This window comes from Chroococcidiopsis sp. CCNUC1, from assembly GCF_023546805.1.
Lineage (GTDB): Bacteria > Cyanobacteriota > Cyanobacteriia > Cyanobacteriales > Chroococcidiopsidaceae > Chroococcidiopsis > Chroococcidiopsis thermalis.
The window spans coordinates 1209224-1229084 of sequence record NZ_CP097480.1; the positions used below are offsets into that span (position 1 = coordinate 1209224).

General features: G+C 45.3%; 20 protein-coding genes. 9 read left to right on the top strand and 11 right to left on the bottom strand.

Annotated features, from left to right (window positions below):
* Positions 1 to 163: 163 nt before the first annotated feature.
* Positions 164 to 2074 (bottom strand): acetate--CoA ligase family protein, encoded by a 1911-nt coding sequence (locus M5J74_RS05690; protein ID WP_250015814.1) that lies wholly within the window; start codon positions 2072 to 2074, stop codon positions 164 to 166.
* A gap of 320 nt (positions 2075 to 2394) precedes the next feature.
* Here M5J74_RS05690 and M5J74_RS05695 point away from each other — a divergent pair, with 320 nt between their 5' ends.
* Complete coding sequence (locus tag M5J74_RS05695; RefSeq protein ID WP_250015822.1) at positions 2395 to 2598, top strand: hypothetical protein; 204 nt, start codon at positions 2395 to 2397, stop codon at positions 2596 to 2598.
* 193 nt (positions 2599 to 2791) lie between these two features.
* Positions 2792 to 3682 (top strand): cyanophycinase, encoded by an 891-nt coding sequence (locus tag M5J74_RS05700; RefSeq protein ID WP_015153147.1) that lies wholly within the window; start codon positions 2792 to 2794, stop codon positions 3680 to 3682.
* Between the two features lie 80 nt (positions 3683 to 3762).
* On the opposite strand, the gene M5J74_RS05705 is transcribed toward M5J74_RS05700, so the two are convergent.
* The 4 genes from M5J74_RS05705 to M5J74_RS05720 form a co-directional block, all read right to left on the bottom strand.
* The gene (locus M5J74_RS05705) at positions 3763 to 4929 is read right to left on the bottom strand and encodes a hypothetical protein (RefSeq protein WP_041462843.1); all 1167 of its coding nucleotides are present in this window, start codon (positions 4927 to 4929) and stop codon (positions 3763 to 3765) included.
* Positions 4930 to 5403: 474 nt separating this feature from the next.
* Positions 5404 to 5982 (bottom strand): class I SAM-dependent methyltransferase, encoded by a 579-nt coding sequence (locus tag M5J74_RS05710; protein ID WP_250015831.1) that lies wholly within the window; start codon positions 5980 to 5982, stop codon positions 5404 to 5406.
* Positions 5983 to 6098: 116 nt separating this feature from the next.
* Positions 6099 to 6962 carry a PIG-L deacetylase family protein gene (locus M5J74_RS05715; RefSeq protein ID WP_250015833.1) on the bottom strand — a complete coding sequence of 288 codons (864 nt, stop codon included), beginning with the start codon at positions 6960 to 6962 and terminating at the stop codon, positions 6099 to 6101.
* Positions 6946 to 8172: an acyl-CoA dehydrogenase family protein gene (locus M5J74_RS05720; RefSeq protein WP_106169459.1), complete on the bottom strand. Its 1227-nt coding sequence runs from the start codon at positions 8170 to 8172 to the stop codon at positions 6946 to 6948. The genes M5J74_RS05715 and M5J74_RS05720 overlap by 17 nt, the downstream gene beginning before the upstream one ends.
* A 212-nt stretch (positions 8173 to 8384) precedes the next feature.
* On the opposite strand from M5J74_RS05720, the gene M5J74_RS05725 reads away from it, so the two are divergent.
* Positions 8385 to 8741 (top strand): hypothetical protein, encoded by a 357-nt coding sequence (locus tag M5J74_RS05725; protein WP_015153152.1) that lies wholly within the window; start codon positions 8385 to 8387, stop codon positions 8739 to 8741.
* A gap of 75 nt (positions 8742 to 8816) precedes the next feature.
* On the top strand, positions 8817 to 9908 hold the full coding sequence (locus M5J74_RS05730) for a spore photoproduct lyase family protein (RefSeq protein WP_250015835.1): 1092 nt from the start codon (positions 8817 to 8819) through the stop codon (positions 9906 to 9908).
* Positions 9909 to 10014: 106 nt separating this feature from the next.
* Here the strand turns inward: M5J74_RS05730 and M5J74_RS05735 are convergent, their stop codons facing one another.
* The 3 genes from M5J74_RS05735 to M5J74_RS05745 all read right to left on the bottom strand — a co-directional run bounded on the left by M5J74_RS05735 (position 10015) and on the right by M5J74_RS05745 (position 11454).
* The gene (locus M5J74_RS05735) at positions 10015 to 10212 is read right to left on the bottom strand and encodes a hypothetical protein (protein ID WP_199755418.1); all 198 of its coding nucleotides are present in this window, start codon (positions 10210 to 10212) and stop codon (positions 10015 to 10017) included.
* A 73-nt stretch (positions 10213 to 10285) separates the two neighbouring features.
* On the bottom strand, positions 10286 to 10756 hold the full coding sequence (locus tag M5J74_RS05740) for a phosphate-starvation-inducible PsiE family protein (protein ID WP_041462366.1): 471 nt from the start codon (positions 10754 to 10756) through the stop codon (positions 10286 to 10288).
* Between the two features lie 26 nt (positions 10757 to 10782).
* Positions 10783 to 11454, bottom strand: a complete 672-nt coding sequence (locus M5J74_RS05745) for a DUF1614 domain-containing protein (RefSeq protein WP_015153156.1) — start codon at positions 11452 to 11454, stop codon at positions 10783 to 10785.
* A gap of 301 nt (positions 11455 to 11755) precedes the next feature.
* Here M5J74_RS05745 and M5J74_RS05750 point away from each other — a divergent pair, with 301 nt between their 5' ends.
* On the top strand, positions 11756 to 13180 hold the full coding sequence (locus M5J74_RS05750; RefSeq protein ID WP_015153157.1) for a cytochrome P450: 1425 nt from the start codon (positions 11756 to 11758) through the stop codon (positions 13178 to 13180).
* 17 nt (positions 13181 to 13197) lie between these two features.
* Here the strand turns inward: M5J74_RS05750 and M5J74_RS05755 are convergent, their stop codons facing one another.
* Positions 13198 to 13713 carry a ComEA family DNA-binding protein gene (locus M5J74_RS05755; RefSeq protein ID WP_015153158.1) on the bottom strand — a complete coding sequence of 172 codons (516 nt, stop codon included), beginning with the start codon at positions 13711 to 13713 and terminating at the stop codon, positions 13198 to 13200.
* A 76-nt stretch (positions 13714 to 13789) separates the two neighbouring features.
* The gene (locus tag M5J74_RS05760) at positions 13790 to 14233 is read right to left on the bottom strand and encodes an NINE protein (protein WP_015153159.1); all 444 of its coding nucleotides are present in this window, start codon (positions 14231 to 14233) and stop codon (positions 13790 to 13792) included.
* A 251-nt stretch (positions 14234 to 14484) separates the two neighbouring features.
* Between M5J74_RS05760 and M5J74_RS05765 the strand changes: the two genes are divergently transcribed.
* The 3 genes from M5J74_RS05765 (at position 14485) to M5J74_RS32540 (ending at position 16114) form a co-directional block, all read left to right on the top strand.
* Entirely contained in the window at positions 14485 to 14808 is a 324-nt protein-coding gene (locus tag M5J74_RS05765; RefSeq protein ID WP_015153160.1) for a DUF1825 family protein, read from the top strand.
* Positions 14809 to 14990: 182 nt separating this feature from the next.
* On the top strand, positions 14991 to 15965 hold the full coding sequence (locus tag M5J74_RS05770) for an isoaspartyl peptidase/L-asparaginase (protein WP_015153161.1): 975 nt from the start codon (positions 14991 to 14993) through the stop codon (positions 15963 to 15965).
* A gap of 14 nt (positions 15966 to 15979) precedes the next feature.
* Positions 15980 to 16114 carry a hypothetical protein gene (locus M5J74_RS32540; RefSeq protein ID WP_256498689.1) on the top strand — a complete coding sequence of 45 codons (135 nt, stop codon included), beginning with the start codon at positions 15980 to 15982 and terminating at the stop codon, positions 16112 to 16114.
* Here M5J74_RS32540 and glmU read toward each other — a convergent pair.
* Complete coding sequence (gene glmU, locus M5J74_RS05775; protein WP_250015851.1) at positions 16072 to 17454, bottom strand: bifunctional UDP-N-acetylglucosamine diphosphorylase/glucosamine-1-phosphate N-acetyltransferase GlmU; 1383 nt, start codon at positions 17452 to 17454, stop codon at positions 16072 to 16074. The two genes, M5J74_RS32540 and glmU, sit on opposite strands and share 43 nt — an antisense overlap.
* Positions 17455 to 17684: 230 nt before the next feature.
* Between glmU and M5J74_RS05780 the strand changes: the two genes are divergently transcribed.
* The gene (locus M5J74_RS05780) at positions 17685 to 19772 is read left to right on the top strand and encodes a heavy metal translocating P-type ATPase (RefSeq protein WP_015153163.1); all 2088 of its coding nucleotides are present in this window, start codon (positions 17685 to 17687) and stop codon (positions 19770 to 19772) included.
* Positions 19773 to 19861: the final 89 nt, after the last annotated feature.

A 19861-nucleotide genomic window follows, 5' to 3' on the forward strand; every position in this document is an offset into this window, starting at 1 on the left:
TTCAGTATAAAACTTTTCAGCTCTAAGTTTTTGGTGCGTTAGCCTTTGGCGTAACGCACCCTACCCATACTTTCCTTTTGAAGGAAGGGAACTGCCCCCTTTTTAAGGGGGTTGGGGGATCTTCCCTGTCGCCGTCAAAAAGTAAATTAGCATCAGCGATCGACTACAAAATTGTCGGAATTTCCTTCAAATACACTCGGCTAAATGGTTCATCTACACCCAAAGTATATTGTTCGAGTAATCCCTGACGGCGAATTGAAACACGATCTCCCTGCTTGATGATTATAGTAGAGTCCTCAAAAACATCTCGCGCCAACATCATTTCAATTTCTGTGGGATTATCTAAAACAACCATATTACTGCCGTAATAAAACATCCCTTGAGCTGCTAAAACATCTTCCTCATACTCGACTATTAGTAGATCGAGTTTGGGATTACGCAACAAATTTTGAACGTTTGTATTGTAATCTCGATGCAAAATCTTTTCTGCACGGTTGATATAAACGCCATCTCGACACACAGCACCAATGACCCAATCGGGGTGGTGAGATAAAATTTGGTCGATAGTTGTTTGTAGTTCCGCTACCTTAATTCGGTTAAAGGTAACTATCGGTATCCTAGCTTCAGTTCCTCCGTCAAAAAAGGTTTCTAAAATCTTTTCAGGTACGTCAACGCTCTCGCCTACGGCGGGGTTAAGATGCATGAAAATCCCAGGTGCAGCATTAATTTCGAGAATGCTAAAGCTGCTATCTTTCCAAGATTTTGCCAAATCTTCAGAAATGACATCGATTCCCAAACAAGTGAGGCGAAAATGCTGGGCGACATCTTGCGCCAGAATCATATTATCAGGATGAACTGTAGGTGTGGCATCAATACTTACACCACCAGAGGAAAGGTTGGCAACTTTACGCAAATACACTCTCCGTCCCTCTTTAATAACGCTGTCAAGAGATAAGCCTTGCTCCTCCAAATACATATCCATTGCTTCATCGAGCTGGATTTTACTCATGGCAGAAGTTGGCGTGTCTCTACGTGCGTCAGAACGGTTTTCGCGATCGATCAGTTCTGAAATCGTTGAATATCCATCCCCAACAACCGAAGCGGGACGGCGTTCGGTCGCCGCGACAAATCGACCGTTGACGCACAGCAAGCGAAAATCAGCACCAGAGATGCTTTTTTCGACAATGATCCGAATTGGCTGTTCTTCTGGAACTGCTTTGACAGCGCGATTAAAAGCAGCTCTTAGCTCCTCAGAGTCTCTGACATCGGCGGTTACGCCAATCCCTTTATGACCGACAACAGGCTTGATGGCGACGGGATAGCCAATATCCTCCGCTGCATCTAAAGCTCCCTCGCGACTAGTGACGATTTCTCCGCCTGGAACTGGAAAGCCAAGGGTGGCTAGAAAAGCTTTACAGTCATCTTTACGGGTGGTAAAGTCCGAGTCTATATGGCTGTCGCCGTCAAATGTGGTTGCTATGCCACGCACTTGCTTGCGACCGTAGCCGTATTGCATCAGTCCTTCATCCCACAAATAAAAAGCAGGAATACCTTTTTCGTTAGCTTTGCGCAAGAGCGAGTAGACGGTAGGACCACCATAAACAGACCGACGAAAGATATTTTGTAAATTCCGCATCTGTTCGTCAAAAGCAATTTCTTCATCTAATGTCATGGCTTCAAACCAATCCCAGACGAAGTAAATAACCGATCGCGTCGTTCTAGTATGGAGCGACTGAATGCTAATTCTTGCCCCTCGTTCTAACGGTTTTACGTTCCAACAGTGGAAGTGCAAACCCATATCGAGTTTGCTAACTTCTGATAATGTCCGTGCAAACAAATGAGCGTAAGATTCATATTTTTCCTCGCGCAGGTGAGGATAGCGATCGCTGATTTTTTCTACGTAATCTGCGATTTCTAGTGGTTCTCGATACCCCGTCAAAGCAAAATCAAAAGTACATGCTGCCCTATTTAAATCGTGATTAGAACCAATGGAATGTTTGAAGTTGAATAGATCGAATATATCGGTCTTTCTAGCATTAACGCGCACGACATCAGTACTTGTATCTATTACCATTTTTATCCTCCTTTTTTCAGTTATTCGGGAGCAATGAGCAGGGAGCAGGGAGCAGAGAGTATGACTTCTGACTTCCGCTTCCGACTTCTGTTCGCTACTCACTTTCTATAGATGTTCAAACTTTGTAAAAACGAATGACGAATGACGAATGACGAATGACGAATGACAAATAACCACAGCATCATCCGATTGATATATTCCCACTTGCAATTTATAGCAGATAATACGGTAGCGAAAAATACAACTTTGGAAAGGTGTAAGGGCAAGCGAAAATTATATATAAATAAAAGAATAAATAAATTGTTTGGAATCGTTGACATATGAAAGGTACAGCAACCGATCTAAGAAACGAAGTCCGATATCTGGCGGAGGAAGCTTTTCACCGCAAATTGATTTCCGGCTACGGTGACGGTGCAAATGAAAAAGAGTACCAAATTGTATTTAATGGTAAGCCTCGACATCTTTCTCTGGCACAAGCACGCTCTTTTCTCAGCGATTTAGTCTATCAGCGCGATCGCAATTAAAACTAAGAATTACATTACTGGACGTAGACCCTTTACAAGGGGTCTTTTTTTGTCCGTGGCGATCGCACCCGAATATGCTTACTATATTATTTTTCATGATTCTGTATCGAAATCTACCAAAAGACGGTTTTAACTAGAATATTTGTTATGTTTTCTTGAGAATACTCACTTAAAGTATGGTATGGATACGAATATGAGTAACAATCGGGGGGCGCTAGTCATTATTGGCGGTGCAGAAGATAAAGAAGGTGAATGCCAAGTTTTGCGGGAATTCGTGCGCCGTGCTGGGGGAACAAAAGCACGAATTGTGATTATGACGGCAGCCACGGAATTACCGAGAGATGTAGGAGAAAACTATATCAGAGTATTTGAGCGTCTGGGCGCGGAAGATGCTCGTATAGTTGACACCGAAACCCGCGAAGATGCTAGATCCTCTACTGCCCTAGAAGCGATCGAAAAAGCCACGGGAATCTTTTTTACTGGCGGCGACCAAGCCCGGATCACCGATATTCTCAAAGATACAGACATAGATGCACTCATTCACAAGCGTTTTGGCGAAGGAGTCGTTGTAGGAGGTACGAGCGCGGGTGCAGCGGTGATGCCAGATGTGATGATTGTTGAAGGAGACGGAGAAACTCATCCCCGCATGGATACGGTGGAATTGGGACCAGGAATGGCATTTTTACCAGGAGTGGTGATAGACCAGCATTTTTCTCAACGGGGACGGTTAGGGCGCTTAATTTCTGCCTTAGCGCAACAACCAGCCGTTCTGGGATTTGGGATTGACGAAAATACTGCTATGGTAGTGACCGATAGTCAATTTGAAGTGATTGGCGAAGGTTCTGTCACTATAGTTGATGAATCAGAAGCAACTTACACTAACGTAAGCGAGATCTTAAAAGATGAACCGCTGGCAATATGTGGCTCAAGACTTCACATTCTGCCCCACGGTTACAAATTCGATCTGAAAACTCGTAAGCCAATTCTGGAAAATTTAACCTCGAATAACTCAACTTTGGAAAGTTCGACCTCGAATAACGGGGCGACTAATGGCAATGTAGCAACTAGTCAGGCAACTGTCTAAAATCCCTAAAGGCGACTATAAGTCGCCCAAAAGGGTTGCTGGTAGGGACGTACAGAGAAACCACTATGAATTCTATTCGCTTAGAAGCGGAAAATAGCTGCTGCTGGGGCAGAGGTAGGTAAATCCTCTGGTGCAAGAGCATAAACCGTACCACCATTCAAGAGAGTGTAGACGGCAGCAAAATCGAGCAGATCTTCATCGTCTGGTTCCGGTTCTGAGTGTAAATTCACTGCCATTGTCTCTGTATTGAAATCACCCCAAAGCTGGCGATCGCTAGCGACAAAGAGAGAATCTACTCGTTGGTAATAAGCGGCGGGAACGATTTCTGTTAAGTCGTCAGAAGCCTTGCCCGTACTAGCTCCTGCTAATTCTTGATATCGCTCCATTGCCTGCTGCTGTGCTTGGAGAAACTGCGGTTCTACCAACGACCAAGCGCGATCGCGAAGTTCTTCTGGCTTAACAATATCTACATTGACATTAATGCCTTCTTCTACCAAGTGTTGGTAGCTATTAGCTTGGCGATAAATGGCAAACAGGTATTCTACACCTGCTAGAACTAGAGGCGCTGATGCAGTTTTGAGTTTTGGGTGTAAAGCGCGATCGATTAAATGGAAGAATTGTAAAATATCCTTCTGGTGTTCGTCGCGATCGGGGCTTCCTTGACCGTGAAATTCGCCAGGTTGTGATGCTGGATTAGTTCCTCTGCCTGTAGCATTTCGCTGTTGTCCTTCTCCAGCAGTCTCGTCATATTGAAGTGCTGTTTGTAAATCTTTGGGTAGATTTTCCACCTCAATTTCTTTGATGCTGTAGCGCGTCCCCTGAAAAAATCTAACGTTATCTTGACTCAGCGCCAGCACGTAAAATCGCCCATTATTTTGAATCAAGGGTAGTAGCGGTTTGAGGTGAAATTGACCATCGACTACTACAATTTCTGGAACTTCGTCAGGCAGTAGATAGTAACGGAAGACATCTGGGGAGACAAAGATAACTAGTCCCCGCTCTTGATGTTCTTCCCAAAATTCAGGTGTATCTAGTTCGTGGGCAGCTTTGAGGAAGTCTACTGCTTCTGTATTGCGGATTCCTATTGCATCTAAGCGTTCCTCAGCTTGACGAATGAGATTCTTGAACCGAATTGGATTTTGTCTAACCTCTGTACTTCCTTTTTGCATTGGCATATACAAGGAGACACAGGGAGGTTTAGCTTTTGCAACTAAATTTTTGAGTTCATCAACAGTTAATAAAAGCATATGCAAAAATTGTCATCGATCGTTAGTGAGTGGCTAGTGACTAGTGACTGGTGGCTAGTTTTATCTCCAGTTAAATGAGTGCCTGATGACTAGTGACTGGTGGCTAGTTTTATCTCTAGTCGCTAGTCACCAATCTTCGATCGCTTGCGGTTAGGAATCACAAATGACCCTTGAAATGGCGATCGCAATTCCAGTACTGGTTGTTATAGTTCTATTTCACTTCGAGACTCGTCAGCCTTCATCACTCTCTAGTGTGGAGATCTGCTTTTGCATCTTCCTTTCTTTTGAAGGAGGCTAGTACAGAAGATTGGAAATTCCGAATACTCTTACGGGAAAGCAAGCTACGGCATTCGGAATTAATCGTTCGCGCACCACTTACCACGCATCACTACCAATTTGCAATTCGCTCTTTCGCAATTAAGAAAGTCAGATGCTATGGCGCTCACTTGCTAATGACAAATGACAAATGACCAATTAAACTTTCTCAAATAAATCGAGCCGATATTGTTCTTCTCTTTGTGCTTTGAGATGGCGTAGTTGAGTAGGGACTAATTCTAAAAATGCTTCGTGGACTTCATCGCCGCTGAGTGGATAGTCTTTGGCGTAGAGAGTCCAGTGAACTAAGAGTACATGTCCGCCTGGTTCTAGGTGAGACAGAATCAGTTGTTGTGCTTTTCTCAAGTCTTCCCAACACCAGTAATATCCGACTTCGGAAACTAGAGTTAGATCGAAGGTTTCATCGGGGTATTCTTGCGGTACTCCCATGAGTTGCAAGCGGACGTGTGGGAGAGATTCGCAACGTTTTATAGCACGGTTTAAGGCTGGTTCCGATAAGTCTACAGATAGCAGGCGATCGCAACGATTGGCTAATTTTGCGGTTAAGACTCCAATCGAACAGCCAATTTCAAATGCAGAATGATAGCGCGATCTGGGTAAAGCGGCGATCGTGGCAGCGTATTTATTTGCTTCGTATTCGCTGGTTTCAAATTTCCACGGGTCGGGATCGGCGGTGTAAAGATTGTCAAAGTAACTGGCTGGTAAAGATTGTTTCATATCTCACTCCAAATATTCTTGCTCTATTCGATCCCCCAACCCCCTTAAAAAGGGGGCATTTGTCCCCTCTTTCTTCCTAGATTCGATCCCCCAACCCCCTTAAAAAGGGGGCTTTGTTATTCCCCCTTGAAAAGGGGGTAAGGGGGATCTTCTTCTATATACACTTCCCAATTACGAGTAAAGTTTGCTAACATCTCTGGCGTGAGACGAAAGCCTTCTGGATCGTCGTCAATTAGATTCGTTGTCTGAGAACGATACGCCGCGATCGCCTGTTTTTTCACTTCGACAACATCGCTAATATCTAACCGCCATGCTGTAATGCGATCGCCTGTTGCTAGATCGCTTCTTTGCGTTTCATCCCAATCCCAAATCGGATATTCAATGAATCGAGGCGAATTTTGGGGATGTATGGGCGCACAGCCGTGCGCCCCCACGATGGCATAATGAACGATCTGCCAAGTAGCGCGATGATCGGGGTGAGGATCGTAGCGCCAGGGAAGAAACACTATATCGGGTTTTATGGCTGTGATCCGATCGCGACACATTTCAACTGCAACTGAAAAATCTGGCATTTCTGGAGTAGGTACTGCTCCATCCGGTAATCTAAGAAAATCTACCGCAGATACCTCGATCCCCAAAGTCGCTGTAGCAGTGCGGGTTTCGCCTTCGCGCAGCGATCGCAATTTGGCTGCGGGATACTGGCGCGATCGCGGGTGAGACATCGTACCATCGCTGATAACTAATACGTTTACCCGACACTCTAGAGATTGTAATAGGGCGATCGCACCCCCACAACCTAAAGTTTCATCATCGGGATGGGGTGCAACTACCAGTACAGATTTAGCGATCGTCCCCTGTGCCTTGGTAGGGGCGCACGGCTGTGCGCCCCTATACGCAGATTTGCTGGCAATTTCAGCCACGCTACGCCAAGGTAATGTAGCCGGATCGCTAAACAGCGACTTGTTAGTTATCGGACTCATAAGACCAGAGAGAGTGTGCAGATGAGGATTCAGATAGGGCATACTGTCCGACATTAGCGATCGCCGCATCAAATGCAGGTTGACGCAGATATAATGTCAGATCTCGAATAATCCGTTCCATTGGAATTGGTGGTAGTAAACCCCGCGTCCCCACACAGCGTTCGCACAGTTGAATTACATCCATGCAGGTTTGCTCGATCGCCGTGCGTACCATATTGGCATAGGCAACTAACTTATCTGCTTGTTCGTTGGAGGTATTGGCATCACCAGCAAAAGTAGGGGCGTATGCTTTGACTAAATCTGCTGCGCCACGCAACCACAGATTACCGCTTTCAATGGCGATCGCCATTTGCCCCACCCGCGTCTGTTGATACGGATCGAGAGTTCTGCCTAATTTGTCGAGATACTTGCGGGTTTCGTTAAATAATGACTCTGCCCCACCTAGCTGTACGGCAGCAAACCGAATCACTCCTGTGGTCAGCCAAGGTTGTCTGTAGTAGTCTCCTGGTTTACCAATCAGCGCCCCAGCATCCAGTTCTACCCCACTGAAATCTACCTTAAAGCTTGCTGTTGCCCGCATTCCTGAAGGTTGCCACCAAGCCGGATCGCTGACTGTAGCGACTTCTTCCATCGGGACGATACACATTTGCCAGCTGCCATCTGGTAAAGCACCGCTAGCAAAAGGACGTTCTACGTAGCCAGAACCAGAAGCAAAGGTTTTCGATCCTTGCAACTGAAATTTGCCATCTCCCATTGGGAAGATTTTCACGCCATCGCTCGCTTCGGCATTCCATACGCCAAATATTTTATGGCGATCGCGGGCATCGCTGGCATATGCTTCGATTTGTGCTTTCGTCCCAAATGTTTGAATTAATTGTAAGGCGTTAACGTGTCCCTCATAGATTCGCCCTACGGCAAGATTCCCGCGTCCGATCTGTTTGAGCAATTGCAACGTTTCCCAGGTGCGGCTAGAGTCAATTCCTAACCCCAGTCCACCTAATTCTGGTGGTAAAGGTGCTGCTAGTAAACCAGCTTGGGCGATCGACTCAAATTCTTTGACTGGAAAGGCTCCATTGACATCAATTGCCGCAGCGTTACTCGCACAGAAATCGGCAATTTCCTCAGCTTTGACTAATACTTCAACCAGAGATAACTTTTGTTGACCGATCTCATTGGTTGATAGTGGCGCGATCGTATCTACTTTCCTCACTGGTTTTATCTGCAAACATCTATAAATGATGATGTATCCAGATTAACTAGAAGACATCTATCTTCTGACTCGATCTACCCGCTACTAAAGAAATATTGCTTAACGGTTAGCACTACTAAAAACTCGTAGAACCCGCTCTATAGGTACAGTTCAGGTACATCATACCTTTGTCATAATAGATATATCACATCAGACAGCTTTAGATCCACTACATGAAAATACAGTCATCGGTGCTAGTACACCTCGGCTATGGCAAGTACGTCCGTTCCGACCAAGTGACATCGATTGTACCGATTGAGGAAGATCGGGGACCAGGACGGCGGACATTCGTACACCTTGAAGGGCAAGTCGATCCGGTTGTGGCTTCGCGTGCAGAAGACTCGATTGTACGGGATTTAGTCCAAGAGCCACGCGACATTACCCAGTCTCGCCAGCAACAAGAGATTTTGCAGGATTTACTCATCGATCTGCAAAATATTAACCCGACTATTCGCCGGATTGTCCGCGATGAAGGTGAGTTAGATCTCGATCGCTTAGAACGACGGATTAAGGGAGCGATCGAAGAATAGACACATTCAACCTCGTGTAGAGACGTTAGATGTAACGTCTCTATACGATGCAAACTATATCGTGATTTTTCTCGCATGACGATCGCACAAGACAAATTCAATCAACCGTCTTCGCAAATGCAAGTCCGTTCGGCGCGATTGTGGATGCCAGAACGAGTCATATTTACTCCCGCAGCTTTAGCGGAACCGTACGCTCAGCAGATTTTAGCACGGGTACAGGCGCTTAACCTACCAGTAGAAGAGTTACCGCGCAACCGTTTGACAGGTTTAAGGGGAGAGAGCGATCGCGAAACCTATGATATTGCCAAGCGCACCCTCGCTGTTGTCACCGCACCACCAAGTGCTTTGAAACTCAGTCCTATTCCTCCCTCGGCTGACTGGCAGTTTCATCTGGCTGAAGGCTGTCCGGCACATTGTCAATATTGCTATTTAGCTGGAAGCTTGCAAGGTCCACCAGTCATTCGCGTTTTTGCCAATTTACCGCAGATTTTAGCCAATACTGCATCCTACGAACAGCCTGGTAGAGCGACTAGTTTTGAGGTGAGTTGTTACACCGATCCTTTAGGAATAGAGCATCTTACGGGTAGTTTAGCTGAGTGCATTCGCCACTTTGGGACGCGCCAAGATGGATATCTGCGTTGGGTATCGAAATTTGATAACGTAGATAGCCTATTAGAGCTGCCTCACAACGGTCATACGCGCTGTCGCGTCAGCGTTAACGCGGCACCTATATCGGGACAATTTGAAGGTGGTACGGCTTCTGTAGGCGCGAGATTGCAGGCGTTAAGAAAGCTAGCATTACCGCGATCGCAAGGTGGTGGCGGTTATCCTGTGGGGTTAGTCATTGCACCCATTATGGATATGGAAGACTGGGAATCGCATTACACCCAGTTATTTGACGCGATTAGCGAAGCATTAGATTTCGATTGCGATTTGACTTTTGAGTTGATTTCTCACCGTTTTACTCCAGGTTCCAAAGAAGTTTTGCTTTCTTGGTATCCTCAGACTAAGTTAGACATGGACGAGTCAAAGCGCAGCGTCAAGCGCAATAAGTTTGGTGGTACGAAATACGTATACGATTCTGACACGATGAGAGAGTTACGCAGATTTTTCGAGCGCCAGATTCAACAGCGTTTTCCTCAAGCAAAAGTTTTGTATTGGACTTAATTAGTCATTAGTCATTAGTTGTTTGTCATTAGTGAGTGGTGCGCGAAATCCCTTTAACTCCTGGATCCTCAGTTTTGACTTTTGACTTTTGACTTTTGACTTCCTTTCATAAATTTTCTTTAGCCTTTTCATAGGCTATTTTTTGTTCTGGAGTTGCTGAGTTGAGGCATTCTGCATGAATGCGTTCTAAATTGTCGAGATATTCTGTTTTTTGGCTCAATACTGAATTGTCGCGAGTTGAGTTAATTAGAGCTAGTTGCGCTCTTAATGGCAATTTACGAAAGGCTGCTAAACGGTTTTCCATACTCATTTTTCAAATCATCTCATGGGGTCAATATTTACTGATAATCGCTGACCGTCGCTTAGTTTGACAATAATTATTTTTCTGGTTTTGCTGATTCTACTGGAGAACTCATAGGACGATCGTATATGCGTGACATCCAAGCACGAACTAAGAGCAGTAAACCTAACACGGTTAAGAAACTACAAATTCCTATCATTTGACTACTAGGAATATCTAATACACCTCGTAGAATTATTTCTCTCAATGCAGAAACGATTGATACTTCCACTGCTACACCAACCGAAATTCGCTGCTGCTGTAAATAGATAATTAATAAGCGGAACAATTCTACTAGAATTAAAATGAATAGAATGTCAGAAGTGACGCGCTGAAATTCTAAAGGATGTAGCAGGGAGATAAACATATCTCCTAGCCGAATTATCATGACACAGAATAAACCAAAACATAAAGAGACTACAATAAAATTCTGAATTACTTCTAAATTACGAATAATTTTTTCTATTTGAAACCAGTTGCCAAGCTGCATTTTGAATCGATGCTCCATCTCTCCTAAGTTGCAGAATCTAGAAACTACGATAGCAAAAGAGCAAATAAACCACACAAGGCAATTCCGTCAAACACGCCAGCACCACCAATACTAAGAACTCCTGGTGTCATGCGCTGAATTTCTTTTAAGTGTAAAATATCCGCACCGATTAAAGTTCCCAACACGCCGCCAGCAAAAGCGACGGGTGCGGCGTGGATTCCTCTAGTGATGAAAGCAGACGCGATCGCGGCGGTTATTGGAGCCAGCAACGGATTCATCTGAATTCCGATTCCTGGTACGACACGAGCAGCGTAGTAGCTTACAATTGTCACAATTGCCGTGACTAAAACAATTGCTAGTGGATTAGCATGGCGAAATTGGTATAAAGCTACAAGAACGGGAATTAAACCACCACCGACATTTAAAGCAACAATTGTTTTTTGACGAATGCGCGGTAGGGGAATACCGAAAAATTGTCGTACCCACAGATTGCTGTAATCATCGATGATTTCAACTTGAGATTCTACCTTGTATAAAGGAATATTAATTGTGCTGCCAAAAATTATTGCTGCCAATAAAAATAGAGCAGCATTGGCAGAAAACCCTAATTTTGCTACTGCTATCTGGACAACATCCAGTGTCAGCGCGAACCAAATAAAAGGAAATACTAACAAAAGTAAAATAAACAGCAATATGGAAACAGGGAGGTAGAACATATCAGTTATCAGTGGAACCAGTGGCTAGTGGCTGGTGACTAGAGGCAAGAAGCTGGTTCCATCAGTCATGCACCACTTCTATCGCGCACTAGTCAATATTCATCACTGCTCGCTACTCACTTCTTCTGCTAGAAGTGTATTGTAATCGGAGTAAATTGTGTATGAGGTGCGATCGCCTTAGATTAGCTAACCGCTACAGCTATAAGAGCATTAGAATAAAACAGTGATTGGTGACTGATGGCTAGAACAGCTTCTTTGTCCGCCTTGTCTTCTTTGTCCCCCCTAACCCCTAACCCCTAGTATGCGATTACCTGATGGTCCCAGTGGTCCGCCTTGGCTGCGGAGACTGAGATTTATTAATTGGATCTTACGCCCATTTGAGGTGATGGAGGCACGGGCGAAGAAGTATGGAGATATCTTTGCGATCGCCAAGAATGCCTCACCGTCGATGGTATATTTGAGCAATCCAGCCGCGATCGAGCAAGTTTTAGGAGCAAATCCAGAGTTTTTTGATACTAATAGCGGCAATGATGTTTTACTACCGTTATTAGGAGCTAATTCGCTGATTTTACTCGGTGGGATGAAACATCAGCGTCAGCGTAAGTTATTAATGCCACCCTTTCACGGCGATCGCTTGCGAACTTACGGACAAACTATTTGGGATATTACTACACAAGTTACCAGTCAGTGGCGATCGGGACAATCGATAACCGTTCGTGCTGCGACACAAGAAATCTCGATGCGCGTCATCCTCAGCGCTGTTTTTGGTTTGGATGGTGGAGAACGTTACGATCGCCTACGAAAACTGCTAACCTCTCTGTTAGAAACTGTCAGTTCCCCTGTAAGTTCGATGGTACTATTCTTCCCTTCCCTACAAAAAGATTGGGGAAAGTGGAGTCCTTGGGGACTGTTTTTGCAAATGAAACAGCAAATTGACGATCTGTTAGTTGCAGAAATTCAACAAAGACGTGCAGAGATGTTACAACGTGTAGAGACGTTACATGTAACGTCTCCACCGCGCGATGATATTCTTTCTTTACTACTAGCAGCGCGAGACGAAGCAGGTCAACCCATGACCGATGAAGAATTGCGCGACGAACTGCTAACTTTATTATTTGCCGGACACGAAACGACTGCTTCAGCACTTGCCTGGGCATTATATTGGCTCGATCGCCTGCCGGAAGTCAAAGAAAAGTTACAAGCAGAAATTGACTCGCTAGGAGACAATCCCGACCCGAGTGCGATCGCTAAACTACCATACTTGAATGCTGTTTGTTGCGAAACTCTCCGCATCTATCCAATTGCAATTAGTCCCTTTCCGCGCATTCTGAAAGTCCCAATGGAAATTGGCGGTTATCAGTTGGAGTCAGGTGCGATCGTGGTGATTTCTATTTATCTCACCCACCAGCGCGAGGATCTCTATCCTCAACCTAAACAATTCATTCCAGAACGCTTTTTAGAACGGCAATTTTCTCCTTACGAGTATCTACCCTTTGGTGGTAGCAATCGCCGCTGTATCGGTGCAGCTTTTGCCTTATTTGAAATGAAATTAGTATTAGCAAATATGCTTTCAAATTACGATCTCAAATTAGCAAGTAACCGTCCTGTCAAACCAACTCGTCGCGGTTTAACAGTTGCTCCTCCAGCTAATATGAAAATGGTCGTGCAGCAAAAGTCAAAAGTGGAAAGTCAAAATTCAAAAGTATTGCTGACGAGCGATCGCTAAGTGACTTAAGATGAGACTCAAAAACTTAAATAATGCATTAACTGAGAAATAATCTGACCTGGAAGGGACAGTCGTTTTTGAAAATCAACTAAATTTCGATAAGCACCAGCCATCTGACGATTTTCTACAACTGCTTGCGCTAATGCCAAATCCATAGTGGGAATTTGGATTAAATCTTCTACTGTCGCTGTATTGGGATTGAGGCGAATCAGAGGAGAAGTCTCTGCATCGTAGTAACAGAATTTGAGGATTGGTGTCAAGGGTGCGAGGCGTTGTACGGGAACGCTCAAAGCAGCGGCAATATCTTCAATACAATAAAACTGTACCCCAGCATGGCTGAGTTGAACGAGCGATCGCGCTTGATGTATGGAAAGTCCCGGTAGCCTCAACCAGTCATCTACCGTTGCCTGGTTGACATCAATCTGAATTCCTAAAGACACCGCCACAGCAATTTCTTCTAATGATTGCAACCGATAATAGGGATCGTTTAGCAATCTATTGCGGATCGTTTGAATTTGCAGCCAGCTTAACATTTGGCAGTCAGTTATCAGTGGTTAGTGGCTGGTGGTTAGTGGCTAGATGTTCTTTACTTAAGACTTCCGACTTATTTCAAATACTATCTAATAACTGGCGGCGTTTTTGCTCGAATTCGTATTCCGAGATTAACCCCTCTTGGCGGAGATTGTCTAATTCTCTCATGGCATCTGCGATCGCGCTCACTCGGGCTGGCATGACTGTAGTTGAGGGGCGCTTAGATAAAATGGAAAAATTGGCAAGATTAGTTACGCTCGTTCCAGACATGCCTAATTCACCGAATTCAGAATTAAAGTTGAGGTCAAACTCCTCACTATCTTGTACTAAATACCAAAACCCTTCAATGGCGCTAGCTACGCGGGGTATAGGTGTCCATGAGAGCAGTAGATAAAGCAGTCCCCACAAAGGCTGTCCCAAGTAAAACTTGTGCAATCCAGCGATTGGCATCGGCAACACCGTACAAGCAAAAGCCAGAGTAGCAGCAACTTTACGATTTTTTTGTTGGCTGACGATGCTCATGAGGACAACTCCAAAGGAAAAGGGGGGATTAAAGGTATTTTGTCAAGCCAGCGATCGCTTTTTTAACTACCTTACCTTCTATATTATTCATTCCCTTATCAGTTATCAGGGAGCAGGGAGCGCACGAGCAGTGACCAATGACCAATGACCAATGACCAATGACTGCTGTATTAAATTGTCGTCTAAACTAGAATGATATTAGACGTACCTATAAAAACTCTGAGTGCCTCACTCAAATAATTACAAGCGCTATGGGATTTTTTGATTCTGATATAGTTCAACAGGAAGCCAAACAGCTGTTTGAGGATTATCAAGCGCTGATCAAGCTGGGGAATAGCTACGGCAAATTTGACCGCGAAGGAAAAAAGCTATATATCGATCAAATGGAAGCCATGATGGAGCGCTATCGGATTTTTATGAAGCGCTTTGAACTTTCAGAAGACTTTATGGCACAAATGACGGTAGAACAACTTAGAACTCAGCTCAATCAGTTTGGGATCACGCCGCAGCAAATGTTTGAGCAAATGCATAATACTTTGGAGCGGATGAAAGCAGAGCTAGAGAGTCAGTCCTAATGAGGAGTAAGTTGTAGGGGGCGGGTTCACAAAAGAAATCTGACTCTGACAAATATTTCAGGTAAACCCGCCCGTACAGTCGTAAGTGTTTTCTACTTATGGCTTTTGACAACTGAGAACTAATCACCGATTGCTGGTCGCTGTTCTAGCCTCTTTGTGGTACTTTTAAGCACGGAGACGAAATGGAGTTAGACGTGCAACCAAAAGTCATTATTCATGGTGGTGCAGGCAGTTCGCTACACGGCAAAGGTGGAGTGGAAGCAGTGAGGCGATCGCTCTACCCGGTTATTGAAGATGTTTATGCTTTACTGCTAGAAGGAAAGAGTGCTTGCGAGGCAGTGGTACGTGGTTGCCAAATGTTAGAAGACGATCCCTTGTTTAATGCTGGAACGGGATCGGTGCTGCAATCGGACGGACAAATTCGCATGAGTGCGGCGCTGATGGATGGTATTGCTCAAAGATTTAGCGGTACGATCAATGTCTCGCGAGTCCAGCATCCAATCGAACTAGCATTATATTTACAAAACTCCCCCGATCGCGTGTTGTCAGACTTTGGGGCAGCAGAACTATTGCGAGAACTGCAACTGCCTAGTTACGATCCGATTACAGAGCGTCGTCTCAACGAATGGCTGCAAGAAAGGCAGGAAAATTTCACAAAGACGATGGCGGCGGTAGTGGCAGAAGTCGGGGTAGGAGATGATGCAGACACCGCAGTTGTCGATACGAGTGCTAGACGGGGGACAATTGGCGTAGTCGTGCTAGACAGCCAAGGAAAGCTAGCATCTGGTACATCTACAGGTGGTAAAGGGTTTGAACGCATCGGACGTGTCAGCGATTCTGCCATGCCTGCGGGAAATTATGCTACAGCACACGCTGCCGTAAGCTGTACGGGAATTGGCGAAGACATCATCGATGAGTGTTTGGCAGCGCGGATCGTCGTCCGCGTCACGGATGGTATGTCTTTGTTAGATGCGATGCAACGATCGTTTACTGAAGCCAGCGATCGCCAGCGAGACTTAGGGGCGATCGCCCTCGATGCTTCTGGGGCGATCGCTTGGGGTAAAACTAGCGACGTGATCTTGGCTGCTTTCCACAATGGCGATCGCATTGGCGATACTTTGGAATTGCCCGTAGGGACGCAGGTTGGTTGTATTTGAGTGGCTGGTGGCTAGTGACTAAGTGGCTAGGGAAGGGGACAAGGGGGAGTAGGAGGACAAGGGAGACAAGGGGGACTAATTCTAGTCACCAGCCACTAGTCACTAATCACTCCTTCGACTTCAGCCTCCAGCCAGGTTTGACGACCTGACGCGATCTGGCAATAACCAAACAATCGTCGGGTACGTCTTCGGTAATAGTCGAGCCTGCGGCAATGTTGACATCCTGTCCGATCGCGATTGGAGCGACGAGGACGCTATCAGCACCCGTTTTACTGCGATCGCCAATTTTAGTAGGATGCTTTTTTACACCATCGTAGTTAGCTGTAATCGTACCGCAACCAATATTGACTTTTTCCCCAATGGTGGCATCGCCTAAATACGATAAATGGGCAGCTTTGGTTTCTGCTCCTAATTTCGTATTTTTCAATTCCACAAAATTGCCAATCCGACAAGCCGCGCCAACTTCAACCTGACCTCGTAGGTGAGCGTAGGGACCGATTTGAGTTTCAGCACCAACAATGCTGTTGCTGACAACAGAATACATCGCGGTGACGTTTTCGCCAATCTGACTATTTTCAATTAAACTACCCGGTCCAATCCGACAGCCAGAGGCGATCGCCGTTTGACCCCGTAGGTGGGTTTGTGGCTCAATGACAACATCTGGTTGAATCTTTACCGTGTCATCAATTGTGACACTAGCTGGATCGATCAGCGTCACTCCTGCTGACATCCAATAGGACTTGATGCGTCTTTGTAAAATCTCGTAGGCTGTTGCTAACTGTTCGCGATCGTTGACTCCCAAAATTTCTTGTTCGTCTTCGATATCAACCGCCATCGCAGGTTGGAGCAAATTTACAGCATCTGTCAAATAGTATTCTTTTTGGTCGTTGTTTGCTTGTAGTTGCGGTAGTACGTTCGCTAAATCTTGCCAGCGAAAACAGTATACCCCAGCATTAACGCGACGATTTTGCTTTTGAGCCGCGCTACAGTCGCGGTCTTCAATAATTTGCTGGACGATGTTTTGACCGTTACAAAATACCCGTCCGTAACCTTGAGGATCGGAAAGTTGAGCCGTGAGAATGGTAGCAGCATGTTGGTGCTGTTTGTGGGTTTGAATCAGCCGTTGTAGAGTTTGGGGTCGTAACAGGGGAACGTCACCATTCAACACCAATAAATCCCCTTGAAAGCCTTCTAAATGTGGCAGGACTTGCTGAATTGCGTGACCCGTACCTAACTGCTCGGTTTGTTCGACAAACTCCAACTTTGGCAAGGAATTAGAGACAAGCGAGCGGTTGGGATCTAAAAGAGCTGTCTTCACTTGCTCGGCTTGATATCCCACAATCACCAAAACTCGATTGGGAGAGATTTCCAGACTACCCAGGATCGCTCGTTCGATCAGCGATCGCCCTCCGATTTGATGTAAAACTTTGGGCAACGTCGATTTCATTCGCGTACCGCGCCCAGCTGCCAAAATTGCTACCGCTACCATATGTTTAGACTTGGCTATCTGCTATTCGCCTATTCAAGGATAAAGGAATCGGTGACTAGTGACTAGTTATCAGTGACTCCTGACCAGTGACTCCTGACCAGTTATCAGTGACCAGTGACTCCTGACCAGTTATCAGTGACCAGTGACCAGTGACCAGTGACCAGTGACCAATGACTTGACATTGACATTGATGTCAAGGTTTAGGGTGAGAGGGTGTATGTGCGGTTGCTATGACTTACTTCGCGATTACCCGTTTCAAAACCTTATCGAAAACTTTATTTCGAGTTTTCAGTCGAGAACATCTAGATGCGATCGCTGCTTTTGTTTGTGCTGTATTGGTACTTTTGGGCTGGATAGCGCTCCAAATAGGTTGGCTCGGGCTGGGATTATTGTTACTACCAGCAGCATACGTTATCGGCGGGTATGAGAGCGCTAAGGAGGGGCTGACAACTCTGTGGCAAGAAAAAGAGTTGGATGTAGACTTATTGATGATTGTCGCTGCTTTGGGGGCGGCGGGATTAGGTGTGTGGCGGCGGGAATATTACCTAATTGTCGATGGGGCAGTTCTAATTTTAATTTTTGCTATCAGTGGGGCGCTGGAAGGCTATGCAATGCAGCGTACGGAACGAGATATTCGCAGTTTGATGAGTCTGAGTAGCGATACAGCTAGGGTAGTGGATCGCGGACAGGAAAAGTTGGTTGATGTCGAGCGGTTACAAGTTGGCGATCGCATTTTGGTTAAACCTGGGGAACTCATTCCCACCGATGGCATCATTCAAGAAGGTTACAGCACCCTCAACGAAGCAGCAATTACGGGGGAGTCTTTGCCAGTAGAAAAGACTGTAGGGCATGAAGTTTTTGCAGGAACTTTGAACGGTAACGGGGCTTTAATTCTGCAAGTGCATCAGCCGCCGGAAAGCAGTCTAATTCAGCGCATCATTCAATTAGTCAAACAAGCCCAAACAGAAGCGCCTCCCTCGCAAATGTTTATCGAACGTTTTGAGCGCGGCTATGCCAAAGTTATCGTTCTTGCTGGGATTTTATTGGCAATTTTACCCCCATTTATTTGGGGTTGGAGTTGGGAAACAACAATTTATCGCGCTTTAATTTTTCTCGTTGTTGCCTCTCCTTGCGCGTTGATGGCTGCAATTATGCCCACATTGCTATCGGGAATTGCTAACGGTGCAAGACAGGGAATTTTATTTAAAAGTGGGGCGCAGTTAGAGATGATGGGAAAAGTGCGAGCGATCGCATTTGATAAAACTGGAACTCTCACCACGGGCAAATTAGCAGTCACAGAAGTTATCCCTACCACTGGGCATTCAGTCGATGAAGTTTTACAAATTGCTGCTGCTTTAGAAGCCTATTCCGAACATCCTATCGGACAAGCGATCGTCACCGCTGCCCAACAAAAACAAATCGAATTCGTTCCTGCTGTTGGTGTATATTCTCACCCAGGACAAGGAATTATTGGGGAGGTTTATAGCCAGCAAGTCCTAGTAGGAAAAGCTGATTTTTTAATTCAAAATTCAAAATTCAAAATTCAAAATTTGGAATTAACTAATAACTCCCCTGTAAGGGCGCACAGCAGTGCGCCCCTACCGACTCCCGATTCCTCTGTACGGGCGAGTTTAGCAGATAGCTTGACAATTCCATCTGGCGATTTTTGGTCAAAACCCGCCCCTACAACTCCCGAACTATCCCAACACCTCGAAGCCGAAGGTAAAACCGTCATCTGGGTAGCACGAGAAAGTGAAATCATTGGGATTGTGGCTGTAGCCGACACCCTACGTCCCAAGGCTGTGGAAGTCATCAAGCGGCTAAAACAATTAGGAATTGAGGAAACGATCGTATTAACAGGCGACAATCAGCGTACAGCCGATCGCATTGCCCAATCTGTGGGGATCGATCGCGTTCATGCTGAATTATTACCTGAAGATAAAGTCAAAGTTATTCGTCAGCTTCAGAGCCAATATCAAACTGTAGCTATGGTAGGAGATGGCATCAACGACGCACCAGCCTTAGCTCAAGCATCGGTAGGTATTGCTATGGGTGTGACTGGTAGCGATGTTGCTTTAGAAACTGCCGATCTTGTTTTGATGGCAGATCGTTTAGAAAAATTAGTAGTAGCAATTCATTTAGGTCGTCGATCGCAAAGAATTATCAAACAAAATATTACCTTTGCTCTCAGCTTTATTGTGTTACTACTCATTGCTAATTTTACTGGCAACATGAATATGCCAATTGGTGTAATTGGTCATGAAGGATCGACTGTCATTGTGACTTTGAGTGGTTTAAGATTGCTAAGAAATTGGTAATTTGTGAGTGGATGGTGACTAGTGACTGGTGACTAGAAATTGAGAAACTAGCCACTAACTACTAGCCACTAGTCACTGATATCTAATAG